Origin of the sequence: Marinobacter sp., from assembly GCF_046484525.1 — a bacterium.
Taxonomy (GTDB): domain Bacteria; phylum Pseudomonadota; class Gammaproteobacteria; order Pseudomonadales; family Oleiphilaceae; genus Marinobacter.
On sequence record NZ_JAWOIS010000090.1, the window covers coordinates 35,048 to 58,929 of the forward strand.

At 59.3% G+C, this 23,882-nt stretch carries 20 protein-coding genes; 8 read left to right on the forward strand and 12 right to left on the reverse strand.

Annotation, left to right across the window (positions count from 1 at the left end; translation table 11 throughout):
- The first annotated feature begins 20 nt into the window (after positions 1-20).
- Positions 21-458, forward strand: coding sequence for an RrF2 family transcriptional regulator (locus R6W86_RS18120; RefSeq protein WP_410330745.1), 438 nt, complete (start codon positions 21-23; stop codon positions 456-458).
- Here R6W86_RS18120 and R6W86_RS18125 read toward each other — a convergent pair.
- Both R6W86_RS18125 and R6W86_RS18130 read right to left on the reverse strand, forming a co-directional pair.
- A complete protein-coding gene (locus tag R6W86_RS18125; RefSeq protein WP_410330746.1) occupies positions 446-1,537 on the reverse strand; it encodes a fatty acid desaturase family protein in 1,092 nt (363 codons plus the stop codon). The genes R6W86_RS18120 and R6W86_RS18125 overlap by 13 nt on opposite strands.
- 60 nt (positions 1,538-1,597) lie before the next feature.
- Positions 1,598-2,704 (reverse strand): ferredoxin reductase, encoded by a 1,107-nt coding sequence (locus R6W86_RS18130; RefSeq protein WP_410330747.1) that lies wholly within the window; start codon positions 2,702-2,704, stop codon positions 1,598-1,600.
- Between the two features lie 199 nt (positions 2,705-2,903).
- Here R6W86_RS18130 and R6W86_RS18135 point away from each other — a divergent pair, with 199 nt between their 5' ends.
- Positions 2,904-3,533, forward strand: a complete 630-nt coding sequence (locus R6W86_RS18135) for a TetR family transcriptional regulator (protein WP_410330748.1) — start codon at positions 2,904-2,906, stop codon at positions 3,531-3,533.
- Between the two features lie 12 nt (positions 3,534-3,545).
- On the opposite strand, the gene R6W86_RS18140 is transcribed toward R6W86_RS18135, so the two are convergent.
- A complete protein-coding gene (locus R6W86_RS18140) occupies positions 3,546-4,991 on the reverse strand; it encodes a WS/DGAT/MGAT family O-acyltransferase (protein ID WP_410330749.1) in 1,446 nt (481 codons plus the stop codon).
- Between the two features lie 139 nt (positions 4,992-5,130).
- On the opposite strand from R6W86_RS18140, the gene R6W86_RS18145 reads away from it, so the two are divergent.
- The 3 genes from R6W86_RS18145 (at position 5,131) to R6W86_RS18155 (ending at position 7,671) form a co-directional block, all read left to right on the forward strand.
- The gene (locus tag R6W86_RS18145; protein ID WP_410330750.1) at positions 5,131-5,511 is read left to right on the forward strand and encodes a CidA/LrgA family protein; all 381 of its coding nucleotides are present in this window, start codon (positions 5,131-5,133) and stop codon (positions 5,509-5,511) included.
- Positions 5,504-6,235 carry an LrgB family protein gene (locus R6W86_RS18150; RefSeq protein ID WP_410330751.1) on the forward strand — a complete coding sequence of 244 codons (732 nt, stop codon included), beginning with the start codon at positions 5,504-5,506 and terminating at the stop codon, positions 6,233-6,235. The genes R6W86_RS18145 and R6W86_RS18150 overlap by 8 nt, the downstream gene beginning before the upstream one ends.
- Before the next feature lie 77 nt (positions 6,236-6,312).
- Positions 6,313-7,671 carry a TrpB-like pyridoxal phosphate-dependent enzyme gene (locus R6W86_RS18155; RefSeq protein ID WP_410330752.1) on the forward strand — a complete coding sequence of 453 codons (1,359 nt, stop codon included), beginning with the start codon at positions 6,313-6,315 and terminating at the stop codon, positions 7,669-7,671.
- On the opposite strand, the gene R6W86_RS18160 is transcribed toward R6W86_RS18155, so the two are convergent.
- From R6W86_RS18160 to tmpT, 5 genes are all read right to left on the reverse strand, one after another.
- Positions 7,672-9,642, reverse strand: a complete 1,971-nt coding sequence (locus R6W86_RS18160; RefSeq protein WP_410330753.1) for an alkaline phosphatase D family protein — start codon at positions 9,640-9,642, stop codon at positions 7,672-7,674.
- A 2-nt stretch (positions 9,643-9,644) separates the two neighbouring features.
- Positions 9,645-11,204, reverse strand: coding sequence for a SpoVR family protein (locus R6W86_RS18165; protein ID WP_410330754.1), 1,560 nt, complete (start codon positions 11,202-11,204; stop codon positions 9,645-9,647).
- Positions 11,201-12,496, reverse strand: coding sequence for a YeaH/YhbH family protein (locus tag R6W86_RS18170; RefSeq protein ID WP_410330755.1), 1,296 nt, complete (start codon positions 12,494-12,496; stop codon positions 11,201-11,203). The genes R6W86_RS18165 and R6W86_RS18170 overlap by 4 nt, the downstream gene beginning before the upstream one ends.
- 33 nt (positions 12,497-12,529) lie before the next feature.
- Positions 12,530-14,452: a PrkA family serine protein kinase gene (locus R6W86_RS18175; protein ID WP_410330756.1), complete on the reverse strand. Its 1,923-nt coding sequence runs from the start codon at positions 14,450-14,452 to the stop codon at positions 12,530-12,532.
- 555 nt (positions 14,453-15,007) lie between these two features.
- Positions 15,008-15,661: a thiopurine S-methyltransferase gene (tmpT, locus tag R6W86_RS18180; protein WP_410330757.1), complete on the reverse strand. Its 654-nt coding sequence runs from the start codon at positions 15,659-15,661 to the stop codon at positions 15,008-15,010.
- A gap of 79 nt (positions 15,662-15,740) precedes the next feature.
- On the opposite strand from tmpT, the gene R6W86_RS18185 reads away from it, so the two are divergent.
- Positions 15,741-16,676 carry a D-2-hydroxyacid dehydrogenase gene (locus R6W86_RS18185; RefSeq protein WP_410330758.1) on the forward strand — a complete coding sequence of 312 codons (936 nt, stop codon included), beginning with the start codon at positions 15,741-15,743 and terminating at the stop codon, positions 16,674-16,676.
- A 21-nt stretch (positions 16,677-16,697) separates the two neighbouring features.
- Here the strand turns inward: R6W86_RS18185 and R6W86_RS18190 are convergent, their stop codons facing one another.
- The gene (locus R6W86_RS18190; protein ID WP_410330759.1) at positions 16,698-17,951 is read right to left on the reverse strand and encodes an OmpP1/FadL family transporter; all 1,254 of its coding nucleotides are present in this window, start codon (positions 17,949-17,951) and stop codon (positions 16,698-16,700) included.
- 198 nt (positions 17,952-18,149) lie between these two features.
- On the opposite strand from R6W86_RS18190, the gene R6W86_RS18195 reads away from it, so the two are divergent.
- A complete protein-coding gene (locus tag R6W86_RS18195) occupies positions 18,150-19,457 on the forward strand; it encodes a YihY/virulence factor BrkB family protein (protein ID WP_410330760.1) in 1,308 nt (435 codons plus the stop codon).
- A gap of 37 nt (positions 19,458-19,494) precedes the next feature.
- Here the strand turns inward: R6W86_RS18195 and R6W86_RS18200 are convergent, their stop codons facing one another.
- The 3 genes from R6W86_RS18200 to R6W86_RS18210 all read right to left on the reverse strand — a co-directional run bounded on the left by R6W86_RS18200 (position 19,495) and on the right by R6W86_RS18210 (position 23,223).
- On the reverse strand, positions 19,495-20,724 hold the full coding sequence (locus R6W86_RS18200) for a hypothetical protein (protein WP_410330761.1): 1,230 nt from the start codon (positions 20,722-20,724) through the stop codon (positions 19,495-19,497).
- Between the two features lie 409 nt (positions 20,725-21,133).
- On the reverse strand, positions 21,134-21,868 hold the full coding sequence (locus R6W86_RS18205; protein WP_410330762.1) for a 16S rRNA (uracil(1498)-N(3))-methyltransferase: 735 nt from the start codon (positions 21,866-21,868) through the stop codon (positions 21,134-21,136).
- Positions 21,869-21,873: 5 nt separating this feature from the next.
- Positions 21,874-23,223 carry an adenosylmethionine--8-amino-7-oxononanoate transaminase gene (locus R6W86_RS18210; RefSeq protein ID WP_410330763.1) on the reverse strand — a complete coding sequence of 450 codons (1,350 nt, stop codon included), beginning with the start codon at positions 23,221-23,223 and terminating at the stop codon, positions 21,874-21,876.
- Between the two features lie 171 nt (positions 23,224-23,394).
- On the opposite strand from R6W86_RS18210, the gene R6W86_RS18215 reads away from it, so the two are divergent.
- Positions 23,395-23,882 (forward strand): DUF2505 domain-containing protein (locus R6W86_RS18215; RefSeq protein ID WP_410330764.1); only part of this gene is annotated, 488 nt, incomplete at its 3' end.

A 23,882-nucleotide genomic window follows, 5' to 3' on the forward strand; every position in this document is an offset into this window, starting at 1 on the left:
ATTGAAAACTGGAGTACTGAATGCACATCACCCGTTATACGGATTATTCACTCCGCGTGCTGATCTACCTGTCGGCGCAGGGTGATCGCCTGGCAACCATCCAGGAAATTGCCGACAGCTATGATATTTCCAAGAACCACCTGATGAAGGTGGTGCACCAGCTCAACAAGAAGGGCTACATCGAGACCATTCGAGGCAAGAAAGGTGGCATGCGGCTGCACATGGCGCCCGAGGACATCAATATCGGCATTCTGGTCCGTGAGACCGAGCAGGATCTGAGCATTGTCGAGTGTTTCTCATCGAAGAATACCTGCAAGATCACGCCGGTGTGTGGTCTCAAGTCCATGTTCAACGAAGCGCTTAAGGCATTCCTCGAGGTTCTGGACCAGTACACGCTGGCCGATGTGATTCAGGATCAGCACCGGCCACAGTTGCTGCGCCTTCTTCAGATTGCCTGAGGCGCGCGACCGCCCTCAAGCCAGGTGCGAACCCGATCCGGCAGGGAGTAACGGAAGATCCGGTTGAGCACGGTACCATACTGTTTGCCGAAGCTTCCGGTGTTGTATGGAATGTCGTGTTTGCGACAGACCGCCTGCACTTTCTCGGAGATCTCCGGGTAACGGTGGGCGGGCAGGTCCGGGAATACGTGGTGTTCGATCTGGTAGCTCAGGTGCCCGCTCAGGATATGTATCCAGCGCCCACCGGTGAAGTTCGATGAACCAGTAAGCTGGCGCAGGTACCAATGTCCCTTGCTTTCTCCTTCGCATTCCTCTTCGCTGAACGTTTCCGCATCCTGGGTGAAGTGGCCGCAGAAAATCACGGTGGATGACCACAGATTACGGATCAGGTTAGCGCAGATGTTGCCGGCCAGCACAATGGGTGCAACCGGCAAAGTCAGCAGCGGAAAGAACACGTAATCCTTGAACGCCTGCCGGCCTCCCTTGCGGGCAAAATCTTTGAGGAACGGGAGTTTGTCCCGCCAGCGAATTTCCCGACGGTGCAATTTTTCGGTCTCCAGTTCGTGCAGGCCAACCCCCCACTGAAACAACACGCTCAGCAGGATGTAGTTGACGAACTGAAGGGCATGGCGGGGCTTCCATTTCTCCTCGTCGCTCAGGCGCAGCACCGCATAGCCGTAATCCCGGTCCTTGCCAATGACATTGGTATAAGTGTGATGTTCATAATTGTGGGTGCGGCGCCAGGAATCGCCGGTACAGACCGTGTCCCACTCGTAGGTCCGGGAGTGCAGGTCCGGGTCATTCATCCAGTCATACTGACCGTGCATGATGTTATGGCCAATCTCCATGTTCTCCAGGATCTTGGCAACGCCCAGGGACACGCTGGCCGCGACAAAAACCGGCGGAATAAATCCGAACGGCATCAGCACCCGACTGCCGATTTCCAGAGTCCGGTGCAGGCGGATGATACGGCGGATGTATTGCGCGTCGCGCTCGCCCAGATCTGACAGCACTTCCTCGCGGATTGCATTGAGATCCTGCTCCAGTTCCTTCAACTGGATTTCGTTCATTTTCTTCATGGCAAACTCCTTGCAGCAGGTCATGGAAAGTACAGGCTGCGTTGTTTTGGTTAAGAGAGATTAGACGTCGAGGGTCACCGGTCCCTGGGGCACGGAGATGCAAAGCTGGACGCTTTCCTCCCCGGGCCCGGAAACCTGGCCGGTCAAACGGTTGATGACAGTGCCTCTTGTTTTGCGACAGCTGCACTGATGGCAGATGCCCATGCGGCAACCGTATTGCGGGCTCAAGCCGGCCGCTTCGGCAATCTCCAGCAGGTTGGTGTCGCCTTCGGGGCCGACCTGTACATCACTTTTTGCAAACGTCACCTGGCCGCCAGGCTCGGTAATTTCCAGTCGCGTCGGGGCCGGCGGGGCAAAGAAGGTGCTGTGGATCCGGTCATCGGTGACCCCGCGCTGATGCAGCAGGTCACGGGCCAGGTCCATCAAACCCTTGGGGCCGCACAGGTATGCCTCCCGGTTCTTCAGGTCGGGTATCTCATCGAGATCCTCGCCGTTAAGAAAGCGGGGCTCTTCGCTTTCATTGGTGGCGATGACCCGCACCGTCAGTACCGGGTGACGGTACGCCAGCGCCCGGAGTTTCTCCCCCGCGATCACATCCCGATGGGTCCGCACGAAATACAACAGCGTGACCGGCGCCGGGTAATCCTGCGTGACCATGGTTTCCAGATGGCTGAGCACCGGGGTGATACCGCTGCCACCGGCAATGAACAGCACTGGTTGAGCGGGTTCCGGGATCAGGAACTCACCGAAGGCCTCACCCAGGCCTATGACCTGGCCGGGCTCGAGCTGGTCATGAAGCCAGTTGGTGACCAGTCCGCCGGGCAGACGCTTGATGGTCAGGCTGACCAGGCCCTGAGCCTCCCAGAGCCGGGGAGAGCTGGACAGGCTGAAGGTTCGCTTACGTCGAACGCCGTCGATCTCGATACAGATGTTCACATGCTGTCCCGCCCGGAAGCCGGTCCAGCGCCGTGCCGGTCGGAGTACGAAGGTGCGGGTGTCGTCTGTATCCTGGATTGCCTGCTCGACTCGTGCCGGTGTGTACGCCTGTACCCACATGGGGTTGATGCGGGCCATTAACGGGTCCAGCCAGGAGGCCGGATTGTCCTGATTCGATAGCTGGCGGCCCAGCCAATGGATGGTCCTGCTCTGTGTCACTCTCGCTAACATGGTGGTGCTCTCCATGGAAACCTCGGTGCCTATCCGTCTTGATGTGTACACTTGTTCACTAATGTGTACGACTGTACACACAGATGTTTGCGGAGACAATCCGGGTTGGTGAGTTGGCGCAGAATGACAAGTGTGGGCGACTTTCTTCGGGTCAAATGTGTACACTCGTGAACACGACGATCAGATGACGCGGCAGGACATGGCAGAACGACAACGACGAAAGCCCGGTGAAACCCGGGAAAAGCTAATGGGCGCGGCGCTGGCCCTGGTGGGTAAGGGCCGGCACTTTGCCAGTCTTGGAATCCGGGAAGTGACGCGGCAGGCGGGTGTGGTGCCAACCTCGTTTTACCGGCATTTCCGGAATATGGACGACCTGGGGCTGCAGCTGGTGGATGAGTTGGGGCTGGTGTTGCGGCGCATGATGCGCGAGGCCCGAGCCAATGTGCTTCAGTCGGACAAGCTGATTGAGGAATCGGTGGGTATCTTCGTGGCCCATGCCCAGACCAACCGGAACTTTTTCATGTTCATGGCCCAGGGACTGGCGGGAGAGAGCAAGGCAGTGCAGGAAGGCATCCGAAGTGAAATGCGTTTCTTTGCCAATGAGCTGGCCAACGACCTGCGTCGGCTACGGTTGATGGATCATCTGAGCGATGCGGATCTGGACCTGACCTGCAATCTGGTGGTGCGTACCGTCGCCTTCAGCCTGACCGACCTGCTTAGCGTCTCTCCGGACGACGACTACCAGATCGGTCAGATCCGGAAGCGGACGACCCGCTTCCTGCAGATGATTTTTGTCGGCGCGGGCCACTGGCAAAGTGACGGTGCCTGATCTTCTCACGCCTTATTTGCTGGCGGTCGCTGCTTTCTTCCGCCTGCCGGTAGTTTTCGGTTTCGGCGGTAGGACCAGATCCTCGATCTCCTCCAGCGCCTGACCGGTATACACCGCCAGTTTCTGCATGCTGGGCAGAGTGTCCCGGCAGCCGGTGTAGCCGAAGTTCAGTGAGCCAGCATAGCTCAGGCAGGTAATGTTCAGCGCGCCGCCATGGGCGATCAGTGACACCGGGTACATGGCCTCGAGTCTTGCGCCCTCATAATAGAGGGTCTTCTCCGGTCCCGGCACATTGGATATGGTGACATTGAACACCGGCCGCATTCGCCCACCAAGCCCGGACATCAACTGCAGAATGTAGGGCGACATCAGCATCATCGTGTACTGGGTCAGGGCACTGCGGGGCAGTTTCTGTAGATGTTCCTTGGCCCGTCGGGTGGAGGTCTTGATGTTCTGCAGTCGGGTCAGTGGGTCGGGTTCGTCGGTTGCCAGGGAGGCAATCATGAAGCTGATCTGGGTGCCGGTGCCCTCGTCATCCGACGGTCGGATGTTCACCGGGATGCCCGCGGTGAGCGGTATGTCCGGCAGCTGGTTCTGCTCGACCAGGAACCGGCGCAGTGCCGTTCCGCACAGGTACAGAACGATGTCGTTCAGGGAGCCGCCGGATGCGTGGGCCAGGGCCTTGAGCCGGTCGAGCTGATAATGCTGGGTGGCGAAGCGGCGCTGTGGCGTCACCCGGTGATTGAGGATCGAAACCGGGCCGGTAAAGGGCGCCGTCAGACCATCCTGGGGATGGCGTACCGAGTACACCAGCCGGTTGCCGGCCTGCCAGAGTCTCGGTGCCATGTCGGCCTGAAGTTTCAGCGCATCCATGGCCTGGGAGACGGCGGCGGGAATGGTGGCTTCCTTGTCGGTCTTGCTGCCCCGGCGGCGCTGTGGTTTGACTGACCAGGGCGGAAGCATCTCGCGGCGGTCCGGATCGGTGGTCAGCACCCGCTGCATCAGGCGCACACCGCTGATGCCGTCGATCATTGAATGGTGCATCTTGGTGTACAAGGCAAACCGGTTGTTTTCCAGGCCCTCAATCACGTGGCATTCCCAGAGCGGCCGGGCAAAATCCAGCGGGTTGGAGTGCAGGCGCGATACCAGGATGCCCAGTTCCCGCTCGCCTCCGGGCCGCGGCAGCGCCGAGTGCCGAACGTGGTAATCCAGGTCGATCTTCTTGTCTTCCACCCAGTAGGGGGCAACCAGCCGGCCGAGAAAGCCGGACCAGGCAAGCTTGTAACCCCAGGGCGAGGCGATGTCGCCGGCTTCTTTCATGCGGGTGACCATATCCCGCAGAAAGGTTTCGGGAGCGCCCTCCGGCAGTGAGAAGATCTGCAGGGTACCCACGTGCATCGGGGTGTCCTCAGATTCCACGGCCAGCCATGAGGCATCCAGTGTTCCCAGACGTTTCATTCCTTGTCGTACTCCACCAAAGTAAGGGATTTTTAATTATTGGTAGAAAGTATACTGATAATGGACCGTGTTCACGATTCAGGGTGCTATAAAGTTCCCTGATTTGCGGAATTATTTCACGTTGCTCGGGGAGAGTTTCATGCAGTTTCTCAATGGCATAACCCTGCTGCTGGTGTACCAACTGGTCGGAGAGGTCACCGTGCGATTACTGGGGGTGCCCATTCCCGGGCCGGTGCTGGGCATGGTGATGCTGTTCATCACCCTGTGGATTCGCGGTAGCGCGCCGGAGTCGGTAGAAATGGCCTCCACCGCGTTGCTCAGCCACCTGTCCCTGCTGTTTGTCCCGGCGGGCGTGGGCATGATGGCGCACTTCAGCCGCATTGCCGATGAGTGGCTGCCTATTACCCTGGCGCTACTGATCAGCACGGTCATTACCATGGTGGCCACGGCGCTGGTGATGCAGTTGACCACCCGATGGCTGGTGGGGCCGGCCGCAAAACAGGAGGATAACCATGAATGATCCCGGGCTGAAAAATATCTGGGTCTACCTTTCTGCTTCGCCACTGCTGGGACTGACCATCACCCTGGTGGCCTATGGCCTGGCCTACCGGCTGTATCTGCGCACCAATTCCAATCCGCTGGCCAACCCGGTGGTGACGTCCGTCGCCATGCTCATCGGCCTGCTGTTGTTGACCGGCACCTCCTACAACGATTATTTCGAGGGTGGTCAGTTCGTGCACTTCCTGCTCGGTCCGGCCACGGTGGCGCTGGCGGTGCCGCTGTACCAGCAGTTCTCCCGGCTGCGCCAACTGTGGATGCCGGTTACCATCTCGCTCTTGTGTGGTGTGGTGATCGCGGCGGGCAGCTCGATCTGGCTGGCGCGGATCTTTGGCGGCTCCTTCGAGATTCAGATGTCCCTGGCACCGAAATCCGCCACGGCGCCGGTGGCCATGGGCATCTCGGAGAAAATCGGCGGCCTGCCGTCACTGACCGCCGTGCTGGTGGTGATCACCGGGATCACCGGGGCGGTACTGGGCACCAAGCTGTTCGAATGGATCCGCGTGAAGGATGACACCGCCAAGGGCATCGCCATGGGCGTGGCCGCGCATGGAATCGGGACTGCCCGGGCGTTCCAGGTCAGTAACCAGATGGGCGCCTTCTCGGGACTGGCCATGGCGCTGTCCGCATTTGCCACCGCCGTACTGGTCCCCTGGCTGGTAGACTGGATGCAAGCGCTTATTTAAGGCAAATTCCACAGTTCAGAATAACAAACGGTCCGACATTCGACGACACGCGACAACAAGCTGAGGTTCTATCGCACATGCAAACCAAGTTTCTTCTCGACGAAAACCGGATGCCGAAGTACTGGTATAACCTGCAGGCGGATTTTCCCGAGCCGCTGCCGGCGGTACTGCACCCGGCCACCAAGCAGCCGGTGGGTCCGGCGGACCTGGAACCCCTGTTCCCCATGGAGCTGATCCAGCAGGAAGTGTCCACCGAGCGGGAAATCGAGATTCCCGAGCCGGTTCGTGACGTCTACCGGCTCTGGCGCCCGGCGCCGCTGTACCGGGCACATCGTCTGGAGAAGGCCCTGGGAACCCCGGCCAAGATCTTCTACAAGTATGAGGGCGTAAGCCCGGCGGGCAGTCACAAGCCCAATACCGCCATCCCCCAGGCGTTCTACAACCAGCAGGCAGGCATCCGGACCCTGACCACCGAGACTGGGGCGGGGCAGTGGGGCACCTCGCTTTCCTTCGCCGGCTCCCTGTTCGACATCGACGTTACCGTGTTCCAGGTCCGGGTCTCCTATAACCAGAAGCCCTACCGCCGCGCGGTGATGGAAACCTACGGCGCGAAGTGCGTCCCGTCACCCTCTGAACTCACCGAGTTCGGTCGCAAGGTGCTGGCCGAGAAACCCGACCACACCGGCAGCCTGGGTATCGCCATTTCCGAGGCGGTGGAGCTGGCGTTTCAGGACCCGAACACCAAGTACGCCCTGGGCTCGGTGCTGAATCACGTTCTGCTGCACCAGAGCGTGATTGGTCTGGAAGCGATGCAGCAGATGGAAATGGCCGATTGCTGGCCGGACGTGATTGTGGGTTGCACTGGCGGCGGCTCCAACTTTGCCGGCATTGCCTTCCCTTTCATGGGCCATGCCCTGCGCGGTGGCGAGAAATCACGGATTGTCGCCGTTGAGCCTTCGGCCTGTCCGACTCTGACCCGGGGCAAGTACGCCTATGATTACGGCGATACCGCTCACATGACGCCACTGACCAAGATGCACACCCTGGGCTCCGACTTCACGCCGCCGGGTTTCCACGCCGGTGGCCTGCGCTATCATGGCATGGCGCCGATGGTGTCGCACGCCAAGGAGCTGGGCCTGTTTGATGCGGTGTCCTATACCCAGCGTGAATGCTTCGAGGCCGGCGTACTGTTCGCCCGCAACGAGGGCATTGTGCCGGCACCGGAGGCCAATCACGCGGTCAAGGGTGCTATTGAGGAAGCCCTGCGTTGCAAGCGGGAAGGCAAGGACGAGGTCATCCTGTTCAACCTCTGTGGCCACGGCCATTTCGACATGGCGGCCTACACTGCCTACTTCGAGGGCCAGCTTGAGGACTACGAATACGACGAGCAGGAGCTGGCCATGGCCCTGTCCGGTCTGCCTTCCGTCTCGGGCTGATCATTCCTCCCGGCCACGGTGAAACACCGTCCCTCCGCCCTCGGCATTGAGTTGCCGGATGGCGGAGGGCGCGCCCTCCTCATCCAGCCGGACATCACCGATGCCGGCATGATTCCATAGCCGCTCCCCGGCATCCCGTCCTTCCGGCAGCCTCGGACGAATCCGCATGCGCCGGCGCTTGGTGAACCAGTTCAGGGGCGACCAGGGCGCGAACAGCCAGCGGTTCAGCCGGTCCAGCCATTCCAGCAGCCGGTGGGGAAACTCGCTCTTGATGCCACTACTGGTGATCTGCCAGACCTCCGGGCTGTTGCGTTTGTGTTTCAGCCGGATGTCGTAGGCGAAGGAATAGTGCACATCCCCGGACAGGATCACGAAATGCTTCGGGGTTCGCGGATGGCCGAAAATATTCAGCATCACGTTCGCGGCGCCCCGGTGCGCCATCCAGTTCTCCGCATCCACCAGCAGTGGTTTGCCGAACCAGGTGAACACCCTCTGGATCATCTCGATCAGCTTGACGCCAAACATGGGTGCCGGTGAGACCACGATCACTGCGTCCTCATCCATTACCTCCTGCTGGAAGTCGGTCAGGGACTCCCAATCCATCAGACCGGATGGACGACTGCGCCGAATTTCGCTGCGCCAGCGGTGGGTGCGGGTGTCCAGCACCACCAGTTTGGGGCTGGTGGCCAGGCTGTAATGCCACTGATGGAAATGGAACAGCTGGTCAATCAGTTCATCCTGGATATCCTTGTCCAGTTCGTGGTGATCTTTCATTGGTTCCAACAGCCCCTGACACTGCTCCAACAGGTCCTTGAAGGTGTCGGGTTGGTTGCCCCAGCCCTGGCACAACAGATAGCCAAGCAGGGCATTACCGATGATCCGGCGGGAGAAGGGATGTTCGTAGGCTGTGGTTTCCCAGAGCGCCGAGAGGTTCCAGTCATCGGTTACGTCGTGGTCATCAAAGATCATGTAAACCGGCACGTTGGCCAGGGCCCGGGCAGCCCTGGGCAGGTCCGCCCGGAACCGGTCAATCGCCTCCTGTTCCCGGCGATAGCGAGCCAGCTCCTCCTGGTCACTGACGGGTTCGGCGGGTGTCACCATGGCCCAGGGCTCGGGTGACCAGACCAGCAGGTACATGGCCATCACTTCGGCAAAGGAGATCAGGTGGTTGCCGGCGTTGGCGGTTGTAAATACCGGCTTGCGCACGCCCCCGAAGAAGCGTTCGGTCAGGTCCTCGTTGAATTCCGATTCCGGCAGCAGCTTGTCCCGGTGATAGTAGCCCTTCTCCAGAGAGGTCAGCTCCCGGCTGTGGCTCAGGGAGGCGCCTTCCAGAACCTCCTGGTAGAGCCCGAGCTGGTGAATCAGGCACTGGATGGCATGGAGCATGGGGCCGGCGACATCGTCGGCGTAGATCTGGTCACCAGTCATCAGCAGCAGTGCCGGGATATCCTCCAGGTGGTGGGCCTTGTGCAGTTCCTCATCCACCCGCACCAGGCCATCGGCCGACGTCTGGTGGGGCCGACGGCAGGAGCCGTGCAGGATGCGATCAAGACGTGACTTCAGGACAAAGCCGGGCCGCTCCCGGCTCTCCGGGCACAGGTGCGGCGCCCAGTCACGGATCCAGCGAGTGCCATCCGTGGCTGTGATGCCAAGGTCGTATTCCAGCCGGGTATTCCGGGGCAGGGGATCATCAAGCCGGAGGTCAACCAGATGCAGCCAGGCGTGGGTGCCAATCCGGAGCCGGAACAGCTCGGCGTCACGAATTTCCCGTTCAAGGAATACCCGTGTGGGGCGATCCCGCTCGGACAAGCGGATGCGGAGGTCGAGTGTTTCCCTGGAGGCCAGCCAGAGGACCAGCTGATCCGGACTGGCATGGCGCAACAAGGGCCCGGCCAGCACCGGAGAATAGTGGTTGGTCGGGCCGTTGTCTTGATTGTCGGGGGCCGGGGTAGGTTTGTCTGCTGCCTGCACGGTTACTCGTCATCGAGATGGGGTGGAGGACAATGATATTCCTCCACAACCAAACCGTCATCCACGCTTTCCAGGTGCACCTCAAAGCCCCACAGCCGATGGACATGGCGCACCACTTCCTCGGTGTCCTCGCCCAACGGCACCCTGTCGACCGGGATATGCCGGAGCGTCAGGGAACGATCGCCCCGCACATCCACGTTCCAGACCTGGATATCCGGTTCCCGGTAGCTCAGGTTGTACTGGCGGGCCAGTTTCTCCCGAAGTGGGCGATATCCGGGGTCATCGTGGATGGCGGTGACCATGTAATGGTCTTCCTGATCGTCATTCTCGATGGCGAAGAGCTTCAGATCGCGCATCACCTTGGGCGACAGGAACTGCTGGATAAAGCTCTCGTCCTTGAAGTTGCGCATGGCGAAGTGCAGCGTCTCCAGCCAGTCCGATCCGGCAATGTCCGGGAACCATTCACGGTCCTCATCGGTGGGGTTCTCGCAGATCCGCCTGAGGTCGGTGAACATGGAGAAACCGAGGGTGTACGGGTTGATGCCGGAATACCACGGGCTGTTGAACGGCGGCTGGTAAACCACCGCCGAGTGGTTCTGGAGGAATTCGAGCATGAAGCCGTCGTTCACCAGACCCTTGTCATACATACGATGCAGCAGGGTATAGTGCCAGAAGGTGGCCCACCCCTCGTTCATCACCTGGGTCTGGCGCTGCGGGTAGAAGTACTGCCCGAGTTTGCGCACGATCCGGATGATCTCCCGTTGCCAGGTCTCCAGCAGGGGGGCGTTCTTCTCGATAAAGTACAGCAGGTTTTCCTGGGGCTCCTCCGGGAAGCGGCGCTGGCGTTTCACCGGGTCATCGTCGTCATCGGGCCTCGGGATGGTTCTCCAGAGGTCATTGATCCGGCGCTGCTGGTACTCTTCCCGTTCCTTCTGACGGCGGGCTTCTTCTGCGGCCGAAATGGGCGGCGGACGCTTGTAACGGTCCACGCCATAGTTCATCAGGGCGTGGCAGGAATCCAGAATCTCCTCCACCGCATCCACTCCATGGCGTTCCTCGCACTCGGCCACGTAATTGCGGGCGAAGACCAGGTAATCGATGATCGCGCTGGCGTCGGTCCACGTGCGGAACAGGTAGTTGCCCTTGAAGAAGGAGTTGTGGCCATAACAGGCGTGGGCAACAACCAATGCCTGCATGGGCAGTGTGTTCTCCTCCATCAGGTACGCGATGCAGGGGTTGGAGTTGATCACAATCTCGTAGGCCAGCCCCATCTGTCCGCGCTGATAGCCCTTGGCGGTATTCAGGAACTGCTTGCCGAAGGACCAGTGATGGTAGCCCACGGGCATCCCTACGGAGCTGTAGGCATCCATCATTTGCTCGGCACTGATTACCTCGATCTGGTTCGGATAGGTATCCAGACCGAATTCCTTGGCGCACTTGGCGATTTCGTCGTCGTATTCCTGGATCAGGTCAAAGGTCCACTCCGACCCGGTGGAAATTGGCTTCCTGGCTCCGGGCTGGTCGCTTTCCGGTACATTCGGACGGTCGACGATGCTACTCATGCGGCTTTCCTCTCGAACAACTGGCGGAACACCGGGTAGATCTCACTCGGGTCGGCAATCTGCTGCATGGCAAAACTCTGGGGGAACCGTTCCATGATCTTCTCATACTCGTACCAGAGCATCTGGTGGTCCTGGGGTGTGATCTCCACATAGGCGTAATACTGCACCAGCGGCAGGATGCTGTCGGCGAGCAGTTTGCCGCACACCGGGGAGTCGTCGTTCCAGTTGTCACCATCCGATGCCTGTGCGGCGTAGATGTTCCATTCTGACGGGGAGTAGCGGGACCCAATGATCTTGTGCATCAGCTTGATCGCACTGGAGACAATGGTGCCGCCGGTCTCCCGGCTGTAGAAGAACTCCTCTTCGTCCACTTCCTTGGCGCTGGTATGGTGGCGAATGAAAACTACGTCGATCTTCTTGTAGTTCTTTTTCAGGAACAGATACAGCAGGATGAAAAAGCGCTTGGCGATGTCCTTGTGCATCTGGGTCATGGAGCCCGACACATCCATCAGGCAGAACATCACCGCGCTGGTGGCCGGTTTCGGTTGCTTCACGTGCTGCCGGTAGCGCAGGTCAATCTCGTCAATGAACGGGATCCGGCGCACGTTGGCCTTGAGGCGGGCGATCTCGTCCTCCAGCACCTTGATCTGGTCTTCGTGGCTGAAGGCTGGGTCCAGATCCTCCGGCGCCAATTTAAGGGCTTCCAGCTGTGTCTCCAGATCCTTGATCTTCTTCTTGCGGGCACCGCCAAGGCCGAGGCGCCGGGCGTGGGCGCCCCGCAAGGATCGCACCACATCCAGCTTGGCCGGAATGCCCTGATTGGTGAAACCGGCCCTTACATATTTGAAGGCCTCGGTATCCTTGAGTTTCTTGCGGGCGAGGTTGGGCAGTTCCAGATCATCGAACAGGAAGTCCAGGAATTCCTCCTGGGTGATCTGGAAGGCAAACTCGTCCATGCCCTCGCCATCGGGACTGGCCTGACCCTGGCCGGCGCCCTGGCCACCGCCGCCCTGAGGCTTGGGAATCATATCCCCGGCCACAAACTCCTGGTTGCCGGGATGCACCATCTCCCGTCGGCCGCCCTGGCCGTGGTGGAAGATGGGCTCGTCGATATCCCGGGTCGGGATACTGACTTTCTCTCCCCGTTCAACATCCGTGATCGAGCGTTTGTGCACCGCATCAGCCACCGCTTTCTTGATGTGGTGGCGGTAGCGGCGCAGGAACCGTTCCCGGTTCACCGCGCTCTTGTTCTTGCCGTTCAACCGCCGGTCGACGATGTGGGTCATACCCATAGTGCTACTCCCATCAGTGACTGGTCACTGATTTCAGTGAGACTTGCGAACCCGCAGGTACCATTCGGCCAACAGCCGTACCTGCTTCTCGGTGTAGCCTCGTTCGACCATACGTTCGACGAACTGCTTGTGCTTCTTCTGGTCTTCCTGACTGGCTTTCGGGTTGAAGGAGATGACCGGCAGAAGGTCCTCGGTGTTGGAGAACATCTTCTTCTCGATCACGCTGCGCAGCTTCTCGTAACTGAGCCAGGACGGGTTGCGCCCCTGATTGTTGGCCCGGGCGCGCAGCACGAAGTTGACCACCTCGTTGCGGAAGTCCTTCGGATTGCTGATGCCCGCGGGCTTCTCGATCTTCTCCAGCTCGTCGTTAATGGACCCGCGGTCGAGAATCTCGCCAGTCTCCGGATCCCGGTATTCCTGATCCTGGATCCAGAAGTCGGCATAGGTCACGTAACGGTCGAACAGGTTCTGACCGTATTCGCTGTAGCTTTCCAGGTAGGCGGTCTGGATTTCCTTGCCGATGAACTGGACATAGTGCGGCGCCAGGTACTCCTTGATGAAACGCAGGTACTTTTCCTGGATCTCCGACTGGAACTGCTCCTGCTCGATCTGCTTCTCCAGCACGTACAGCAGGTGCACCGGGTTGGCCGCCACCTCGGTGGTGTCAAAGTTGAAGACCTTGGACAGGATCTTGAAGGCGAAACGGGTGGACAGGCCATCCATACCCTCCATCACCCCGGCCGCATCCCGGTACTCCTGGATCGACTTGGCCTTCGGATCGGTGTCCTTGATGTTCTGGCCGTCGTACACCTTCATCTTCGAGAAGATGCTGGAATTCTCAGGCTCCTTGATCCGGGACAGCACCGAGAACTGCGCCAGCATGTCCAGGGTATCCGGTGCGCAGGGGGCGCCATACAGGGAGCTGTTGGTCAGCAGCTTCTTGTAAATCTCGATTTCCTCGGTCACCCGCAGGCAGTAGGGCACCTTGACGATGTAGACCCGGTCCAGGAACGCCTCGTTGTGCTTGTTGTTCCGGAAGGTCTGCCATTCGGATTCGTTGGAGTGGGCCAGGATCACACCATCAAACGGCACCGAACCCATGCCCTCGGTGGTGTTGTAATTGCCCTCTTGGGTGGCGGTCAGCAACGGATGCAGCACCTTGATGGGCGCCTTGAACATCTCAACGAACTCCAGTAAACCCTGGTTGGCCTTGCACAGCCCTCCGCTGAAGCTATAGGCATCCGGGTCGTCCTGGGAGAAGTCCTCCAGCATGCGGATATTGACCTTGCCCACCAGGGCGGAAATATCCTGGTTGTTGTCGTCGCCCGGCTCGGTCTTGGCGACGCCAATCTGATCAAGTACCGACGGGTATTTCTTCACCACCCGGAACTGGCTGATATCACCACCGAACTCGTGCAGGCGCTTCACCGCCCAGGGTGACATGATGGAATTCAGGTAGCGACGGGGAATACCGTATTCCTCTTCGAGGATCTCGGCGTCCTCGGCGGGATCGAACAAACCCAGGGGGGATTCGTTCATCGGTGAGCCCTTGATGGCGTAGAAAGGCACCTTCTGCATCAGGGCCTTGAGTTTCTCGGCCAGGGAGGACTTGCCGCCGCCCACCGGGCCCAGCAGGTACAGGATCTGTTTCTTCTCTTCCAGGCCCTGGGCGGCGTGGCGGAAGAAAGAAACGATGTTCTCCACGGCGTCTTCCATACCGTAGAACTCGGAAAATTCCGGGTAGCGTTTGATCACCTTGTTGGAAAAGATGCGCGACAGTCTTGGGTCGCGAGAGGTATCTACCAATTCCGGCTCGCCGATTGCAATTAACATTCTCTCAGCGGCCGTGGCATAGGCCGTTGGGTCCTTTTTGCAGATCTCCAGGTATTCCTCAAGAGAGTATTCTTCCTCTTGGGTAGCTTCATACCGGTCTTTGAAATGCTGCAGTATGCTCATAGATGGCCCCTCGCTCGCTGTTATTCAGCTTTTCAGTTCACGCAATTTCCCCGTTGGTGTTGGCGCCGCCTGTCCCGGCGGTGTTTATCTGGTTATGGGTAAAAGGAATGGATACTTACAAGCCGCGCTGCAACTTCTCTTCGCGGCTTGCTTAATCTGAGCTTAGTTCAGGTTCGCGAGGTTGGACAGTGGGCGAGTGGTTAAGGTTCATTAAATTGTGTTAGCTGGGTGTGGCGTTTTTGTAGCTTTCCGGGATTGGGGACTGGAGCGCACCGGGGTCTTTTTTCTGGCGAATTGGCAACTCGCTTCGCTCAGACATCAAATTCGCCAGAAAAAAGACCCCCGATACACTCCGATCAAAATCAGCAGGAATATCTTCAAAATAGCCCACGAGGATGGCAGCCGAAAGGCCTGCCGAGGCGGGAACGGGTGGGGGTGTCTTCCTGAAAATGGTCGACTGTCTGAGCGAAGCGAGTTTAATCGAGCGTTTTCAGGAAGACACCCCCACTCGTCACCCGCCAAGACTCCCAACCCAGCAGGCTGCGAGAGCCAACCTCAAAGCTTGGTCAAGCGGAAGACGCTTTCCGAGGCCCCCTCAAGCCCGCGCCGCTTGGCGAATGGATGATCTTTCGCCAGGGTGTTGGTCAGCACGTGCTCGATGTCGTAGTCCTGGCCGTAGAGTTCCCGGACTTCGTCGTTGGAGACGTTAAACGGGGGACCCTTGATTTCGGTGTCGTAGTCCAGGGTGATCAGAAGGATTCGTGCGCTGTCGGGGATGATGGCCGTCAGGTGTTCGACATACTGGCGGCGCATGGAGGGGGGGAGGGCGATCAGGGCAGCGCGGTCGTAGACCAGGCGGATGTGCTTGAGATCGTCCGGGACCAGTTGGTAGAAGTCGCCGCACCAAAGTTCCAGGTCATCGTGCTTGAAGGTGGTGAAGGGCTCTCCGGGGTGCACCTGGGCTTTCTCGCCGGCTTCCTCGAAGAAATCCTTGCAGGCGATCTCGCTCAGTTCCACGCCGAGGACCGGGTGGCCGCGGTCGTGCAGCCACCACATGTCGTGGGCCTTGCCGCACAGGGGGACGAATACTGCGTCGGTATTCTCCCCGGCCAGTTCGGGCCAGTGATCGTGCAGGTACTGGTTAACGGTGCCCTCGTGGAAGCCGATTTCCTTTTTTGCCCAGCGTTCGTGCCAGAATTCGTGTTCCATGGTTCTTTCCCTTCACCGGTATTTGGACGTTTTCTCCAGTCTACCTTAATCTGTGGCGATCTTGAGATGGGAGAAAAGCATGAAAACCGTATTCCTGGACGCCAATACCCTTGGAAATGATGTCGACCTGTCGCCGATCGAGAACGTCACCGGCGGTTTGGCAAAGCACGACCGTACCACGCCGGAGCAGGTGCTGGAACGGATTCGGGGCTTTGATACCGTGCTGGTGAACAAGGTAGTACTCAAGCGGGAACATTTCGAGGCCTGCCCGGAGCTGAAGACGATTGCCGTGGTCGCTACCGGCCTGAACAACATTGACCAGGTTGCCGCGCGGGAGCATGGCATCAAGGTGATGAATGTAACCAACTATGGCCGTTCCACGGTGGCCCAGCACACCCTGGCCCTGATGCTGGCTCTGGCCACCCGGCTGCTGGACTACGACCGGGATGTAAGGGCCGGGCGCTGGGGCCAGAGCGACACGTTTTGCCTGATGGACCATCCGATCCTGGAACTGGAGGGGCGTACGCTGGGTGTGGTCGGCTACGGTGACCTGGGGCAGGGTGTGGTCGAACGTGCCAAAGCCTTTGGTATGAAAATCCTGCTGGGTGCAAGGCCGGGGCAGGAGTCGGGTGAGGTGGACGGGTATCCGCGGATTCCGCTGGATGAACTGCTACCGAAGGTGGATGTTCTCTCACTGCACTGCCTGCTGACGGAGGAAACCCGTAACCTGATCGGGAAGCGGGAGTTGGAGATGATGAAAAACGATGCATTGCTAATCAACACCAGCCGCGGTGGTCTGGTGGATGAGCAGGCGCTGGCGGATGCCTTGCGCGCTGGAGTGATTGGTGGTGCGGGCTTTGATGTGCTGACCGAGGAACCGCCCCGCAATGGCAACCCCCTGCTGGCGGATGACATTCCCAACCTGATTGTCACGCCACACTCGGCCTGGGCCAGCCGGGAAGCGAGGCAGCGGATTGTGAATATTACCGCTAAAAACCTCGCATCCGTTGAATGAGGCGTTGGACCGGGTCCGGTTTCAGTACCGCCAGCCGATGCTGGCCGATACACCGACCTGGTACATGCTCAGCTCGATGGTCTGCTGCGGGCTGAGCGGGTTGTCGCCCTTCACGCTATTACGCGGTGAGTAGAAAGCCGATCCTGAGAGTTCGAGGGAATCGCTGAACTGGCGGGTGAAACCGCCGGTGAAGTGCCATTCCTGGACGCCGGGGGCCAGGATGTTGAGCAGCACTTCCTCTTCCTGCACCGGCTGCTCACCGTAGCTGACGCCGGCACGCCAGGTTTGCTGGTCAGTCTGCTGCCACTGCCAGCCGAGTTTGACGATGGTCATATCGTCCCAGCCAAAGCCGGCGCCATCATCATCACCCAATTGTGTGGTCGTCAGGTTGGGCAGCATCGGGTTGCCCACGCTGTTAATGTCACTGTAGCGGATGTGCTGAATGTCGAGCAGGATCCAATGCCGGTCGATGCCGGACCAGGCAATGCCTGCGTTGAGCATTTGCGGGATATCGAAGTCGCCCTGTTCGGCGAACAGGCCTTGGTATTCGTCGAATTCTTCCATTTCCAGAATGGTTCGGAAGCTCAGGCCGCCGCGAAGCGTGTCAGTAATTTCGCCCTGCCAGCCGATCTGGATGCCGTAGCCCCAGGCATCATCGGTGCCATTGTTGGTCAGCGCTGAAGGATCGGATGAGAAATCTGAAAAGGCGCCCAGGCCTTTTGCTTCGAAACGCTGGTAGGCGATCATTGGAGAAATGCCGATGGCCTGGTTGTCGGCGAATTTCCAGGACCAGGTGGGCGCAATATAGAGTTGCTCCAGATTGACGCCGGTCCGGCCGCCATAGAAGGGACCACCATTATCGCCAGGGTAACTGGTATTCATGCCACCGTTAGCAAAGACCGAAACGCCAAGGGCGTGGCGATCGTTGATGCGATGATTGGCACCGAAGTGGGGGATCGCGAAGGCATCGCGGCTGCTCTGATAACTGCCCGGCTGCAGGGAGAAGGCGGGCGGCGGTGACATCGGTCCTTCCACTTCATACTTTCGCCGTGGCGAAAACAGCTCCAGGCCGCCATCTACGCGATTACCCACAAAAGCCAGTCCGGCAGGGTTGGTGGCAGCGGCGATGCTGTCCTGCGCCAGCGCAGCACCGGCGCCCGCCATGCCGGAACTGATGGTGCCATAACCGTGGCTGAAGTAACCATTGGTGGCAGATGCAACCGAGGGCAGGAATGCGGAGGCGGCTGCAATGCCCAGAGCAGTCTTGAGGTGCATAATGAAAACCCGTTCATTGACAGATATCGAATATGGCGCCCGTTTATACAGAAGGTTTGTTATAAGATGAAGGATTAAAAGATAATATGGTTATATTGTCCGGTTGGGCCTCGCAAACCACCGGTTATCGGCCATACTTTGGGGCACCGGCTTATATCCCTGATAAACTGGCTAAAATTTCGTGTAACAGGACGTCACGTGGCTTCATTCCTACTCAAAGAACGGCTGCAGGCAGCAGAAGACTGGATTCTTGCAAACCCCAACCCGCCTCAGCAGTGGCCCTGGACCTGGCTCTACAAGGTTGGTCGTTCGGTCTACGCCCTGGTGCGGGACGTGCTCAGCGGGCAGCTTACCCTCCATGCCATGAGTCTGGTCTACACCACGCTGCTCAGTATTGTGCCGCTGCTTGCCCTGAGCTTTTCGGTGCTCAAGGCCTTGGGTGTGCATGAGCGGATGGAGCCTTTCCTGTTCCATCTTTTTGAGCCTATGGGGCCGCAGGGCATTGAGTTAGCCAATGAAATCCTTGGTTTTGTGGACAACATGAAAGTGGGTGTTCTCGGTTCGGTGGGGCTGGCATTGCTGGTGTACACGGTGATCTCGCTGGTACAGAAAATCGAGCGCTCCTTCAACATGATCTGGCGGGTGCCGGATATGCGCTCTTTGGCTCAGCGTTTCAGTAATTACCTCAGTGTAATCATGGTGGGGCCGCTGTTGATGGTGTCGGCGATCGGGGTGAGTGCCACTATTTTCTCGTCGGATATTGTCCAGACCCTGGTGGAGATCGAGCCCTTCGGGTCGCTGGTCCTCGTCGTCAGTCGTTTCACCCCGTTCTTCCTAGTGGTAGCCGCCTTTACCTTTTTCTACATCTTCATCCCCAACACCCGGGTCAAGCTGCGTTATGCTTTTATTTCCGGCTTGGTGGCCGGGGTTTCCTGGCAGGCCGGCGGCATACTGTTTGCCTCTTTTGTGGCCGGTTCGGCGAAGTACGCGGCTATCTATTCCAGCTTCGCCATCGGCATCATCCTGCTGATCTGGATTTACCTGAACTGGATGATTCTGTTGCTCGGAGCGAGTCTGGCTTTTTATCTACAGAACCCGGGATCGGTTGCCAAGCACAGCCATGTTCAGATGGCGCCCGAGCTTCAGGAAAGGGTGGCCCTGGCGGTCATGTGGATGGTTTCCAGGCCATTCAGTGAAGGTAAAGCGGCGCCGCAACAGGAAGCTCTTGAACACCAGCTCCGGGTGCCCGGTGAGGTGACCCGGAAAGTCAGTGACAAACTGATCCGTGCCGGGCTGCTAACGCTGGCTGGCCCGCAAGGCGACCAATTGGTGCCCGGGCGGGCCCTTGATCTCATTACCGTCAGGAATATTCTGGATGTTGCGCGTCGTGATGAGGACCGGGTTGTGGACCGGCTGCCTCCGGTTCTGCCTCCGGAACTAATTGATGGGGCGCGGGATCAGGAGCCTGAAACCCTGGCTTCGTTGCTGCATCAGCCGAAGGCCTGAGAGGACTCGCAGGCCCGGCCGTCGGTGGCCTCCTTCATCAGAGCAGGGTTTCTCCAAACACGAAGACCAGCTGGCAGACACCGGCGGCAAAACCCAGGAAGGCGCCGACCAGGATCAGCTTGATCTCGTCTTCCTGGAAACAGGGCCGTAGGAGGTCCTGGAACTCTTCCGATGACAAGGCGATCATCCGCTCCACCATGATGGACTCCACCGCCTGGGCTCTGTCCTTCTCGAACACCGGATTGTTGAAGGAGGTCTGACTGATATCGATGGCCTTCTCGCCGACCTGATTTTTGAGGGTGGCAAAGCCGGTGGGGCCGAAGGCCATTTGGGTGAGCGCCTTGCCCAGGCCGGCGGTCTCATCCACCAACGGTTTGATGTGCTTTTTCACCATGTTGCGGGCCCGGTCTCCCTTCGGTCCTTCCAGGATCGCGCGGATGATGTTGCCAACGGTGAGGATTTCGTGGGTCACAATGTGGCAGAAGGATTCCGCCACTTCCGGCTGGCGCTTCAGGAACAGGCCCTGGATCCGGAGCGGCCCGACTTTTTTCTCGAGTAGTGGTCGGAAGATGACGTTCAGGGCGATCCAGTTGGTGGCCCAGCCGACCAGGAGGCCGAAGAAGGGCAGCACCCACCAGGCAGGGTAAACATACCAGACAGCCATCTGGATCAGACCGAACAGGAAGCCGAAGTAGAGGCCTGAGTTGATGATGAAGCGGAACTCCACTTCCCCGCACTCGAGGAAGATGCGGTTCAGCAGTTGTTTGTCTTTGGCCAGCCGCTCGATAACCATGCCTTTGATGTCCAGCAGGTCTTCGATATTGTCGGAGATGTCCTCGACCAGGTTGTCCACCAGTTGCGGGGTGGATTTGCGCACCCGGTCGTAGACCATCTTGCGGGCCGAGGCAGGCAGGTTTTCCCAGAAGGTGGGGTATTCCCGGAGCATCATTTCGTCGACGTACTCCTCGATACGGGGGTCGACGGAGTGGACGATGTGGGCGGCGAGTACCTTGGGGTCGATCTGCTGGAAGATTTCCTGGACGGTGCCGATCTTGGAGATGGTGGCATCGACGCTGATGGCGGCCATTTTGCGGGCCTTGGAGGGGATGATGCCTTGCCAGCCGAGCAGGGGTGGTTTGCCGATGAATTCCAGGGGGTAGAAGGTCATCTTGATGGCAAGCCAGTTGGTGGTCCAGCCGATCAGGGCTGCGATCACTGGGATGCTCAGGTATTGCCAGAATTCTTGGGTCGTCAGCAGGCTTGTCATCCGGTACTCGCACTCGTTCTTTGTTTTTTAACTGGGAGCATGCGTTCATTCGGGGAGGGCTGTCCAAAACACGCTCCTTGCGGCACCCGCAAGCGGGTCCGGCCAGCAATCACAGATTGCTGTCGCTCGGCTTTCGCATGAAGCTTCGCTTCATAAGCGCTCGGCCGAGCCCCTGTGACGCTTGGGCTACGCCATCCATGGCTCCGCACAGTTTTGGACAGCCCTCCCCGAATGAACGCCCCGAACAGTGGCGGGGCTCCAAACAGCACTTTTGTCAGACAGGAATCATGTTGGCCGGTCCGGTTACTGTCAATGACTCAGAAGCCGGAACGGGACGGCGGCACGGTCTAGTGTCCCGTCTGGTTAATTCGCAGTAGGTCAGCGAATTAACCATACGGGACACTAGGGCTCAGGTGCCGATGTCGCCCCAGAGCCACTGGCACAGGGCCATGGCGGCTACCGGGGCGGTTTCGGTGCGGAGAACGCGGGGGCCGAGTGCCACCGGGAGGAATCCGGATTGTTCGGCCGCCGCGATTTCTTCGGGGCTCAGGCCACCTTCCGGGCCGATCATGAGGGCGACCGAGCCGGGTGTCGCCAGGGATTTCAGGCTTTGTTCAGTGCGGTGGTGCAGAACCAGGCGCAGGTCGCAGGTCTGGCTGTGTTCGAACCACTGGTTCAGGTTCATGACCGGGAGGATTTCCGGGACGCGGGCCCGGCCGCATTGTTCGGCGGCGCTGATGGCGACCTGTTGCCAGTGGCGCAGGCGTTTGTCTTCCCGGTCGCCCTTGAGTTTGACGTCGCAGCGTTCGGTGGTCAGGGGCACGATCTGGCTAACGCCCATTTCCACGGCTTTCTGGACGGCGTAGTCCATGCGGTCGCCCTTGGACAGGGTCTGGCCAAGGACGATTCCCAGTGGGGACTCGGTGGTGGTGGCCGTTGCCCCGGCGATTTCCACCTGGACGTGTTTTTTGCTCGAATCCTGGATGGTGGCGTCGTAGTCCTGGCCGTCGCCGTTGAACAGGATCAGCTGCTGTCCTGGCTGCATCCTCAGAACCCGGCCTACGTGCTGGGCGGCGTTGTCGTCCAGTTCGCAGCTGCTGCCAACGGTCAGTTCCGAGGCTGTGTAGAATCTGGGGATGCGCATTCGGGTCAGTCCTTTACGGCAATTTCGATGCCTTCGGTCGCGACCTGGGCGAGGTGGCGGATCTGCTCCTCGGTGATCACGTAAGGCGGCATGAAATATACCACGTTACCCAGGGGGCGTAGCAGTGATTGCCGGGTCAGGGCGTGCTGGTAGACGCGGATGCCCCGGCGTTCCTGCCAGGGGAACGGGGTCTTGCTGGCCTTGTCTTTCACCATTTCCACAGCCAGGGTCATGCCGTGCTGGCGGATGTCGCCAACGTTCGGATGGTCTTCCAGGTGAGCAACGGCTTCGCCCATACAGCGGGACAGGTGGCGGTTGTTTTCGATGACGTTGTCGTCCCGGAAGATGTCGAGGGTGGCCAGGGCCACGGCGCAGCCGATGGGGTTGCCGGTGTAGCTGTGGCTGTGGAGGAACGCCCGGAGCGTTTCGTAGTCGTCGTAGAATGCGTTGTAGACGTCATCGGTGGTCAGTACCACGGACAGGGGCAGGTAGCCGGCGGTCAAGCCTTTCGAGAGGCACATGAAATCCGGGGTGATGCCGGATTGTTCGCAGGCAAACAGGGTGCCGGTGCGGCCGAAGCCAACGGCAATCTCGTCGGCAATCAGGTGCACATTGTATCGGTCACAGGCCTCACGCAGTTTGGTGTGGTAAATCGGGTGGTGCATGCGCATGCCGCCGGCGCACTGGATCAGCGGTTCCACCACCACCGCGCAAATCTCCTCGTGTTTCTCCGCCAGGAGCTTTTCCATGGCCTCGAACTGGCGCAGGGCGTATTCCTCGTCGGTCTCGCCGGCCTCTTTGTTGAAGGCATCCGGGGAGGGGGCTGTGAGCACTTCCATCAGCAGCGGCTGGTAGGTGTCCTTGTAGAGGGCGACGTCGCCGAGGGCCAGGGCGCCGAGAGTTTCCCCGTGATAGCTGTTGCTGAGGTTGACGAAATTCTTCTTGGCTGGCATGCCAAGGTTTTTCCAGTAGTGGTAGCTCATCTTCAGGGCGGCTTCGATGGCCGATGAGCCGTTGTCGGCGTAGAAGCACTTGTTCAGGCCTTCGGGGGTGACCTCGATCAGGCGCTCCGAGAGATTGACCACCGGTTCGTGGCTGAAACCGGCCAGGATGACGTGCTCCAGCTTGCCGATCTGTTCCTGGATGGCGGCGTTGATGCGCGGATTGGCGTGGCCGAACAGGTTGACCCACCAGGAGCTGACCGCATCGATGTAGCGGTTGCCCTCGAAGTCTTCCAGCCACACGCCTTCCCCCCGTTTTACAGGTATCAGGGGCAGGGATTCGTGATCTTTCATTTGTGTGCAGGGGTGCCACACGGATTTGAGATCGCGGGCGACGAGATCGGCGTTGCGCATGGTGAGTCTCCGGTCACGTTGTCTGGTTTCGAATGGGGTGCTGTTAACCTGTTTGGATATTACAGTTAACAGCAGGGTCTGGCTAGCGCGCCCCGGTTGGCTGACCTGCCGGCCAATGCTGGTGGTGGTCATTGTCCGCAGAATCTGGTTGACACCATACGGAGACCACCCATGCAAATTGAACTGGAACATCCCTATGAGGCGAGCCTGGAGCGGGTGCTTGGTGCCTTCTTCAGCAAGGATCATATTCTTGAGAAAAATGCCCGGCTTGGGTCACGCAACGTGTGTGTGCCCGAGTTGGTCAAGGATGAGTTATCAGCCAAGCTGGTCATTGAGCGGGAAGTCACCAGCTCACTCGAAGTGCCGGGAATTCTCGCGAGCTTCCACCGGGAATGGAACCGGGTACGTCAGGAGGAGCACTGGTTCCGTAAGAGTGACGAGGAGTGGCATTGTGAATTCAGAGTTCATATCGAATGCGTGCCGGCGAAAATCAAGGGCATGATGCGTCTTCTGGGCTCCGGGGAGGAGTGCACCAATCATGTCCTGTTGAGCGTGCGTTGCGATGTGCCGCTTCTGGGTAAAAAGGTGGCGAGATTTCTGGCGGACGATTGCCACGCCAAGATCGAGAGTGAGTATCAGGAGGCCCGCCAGTTGTTGTA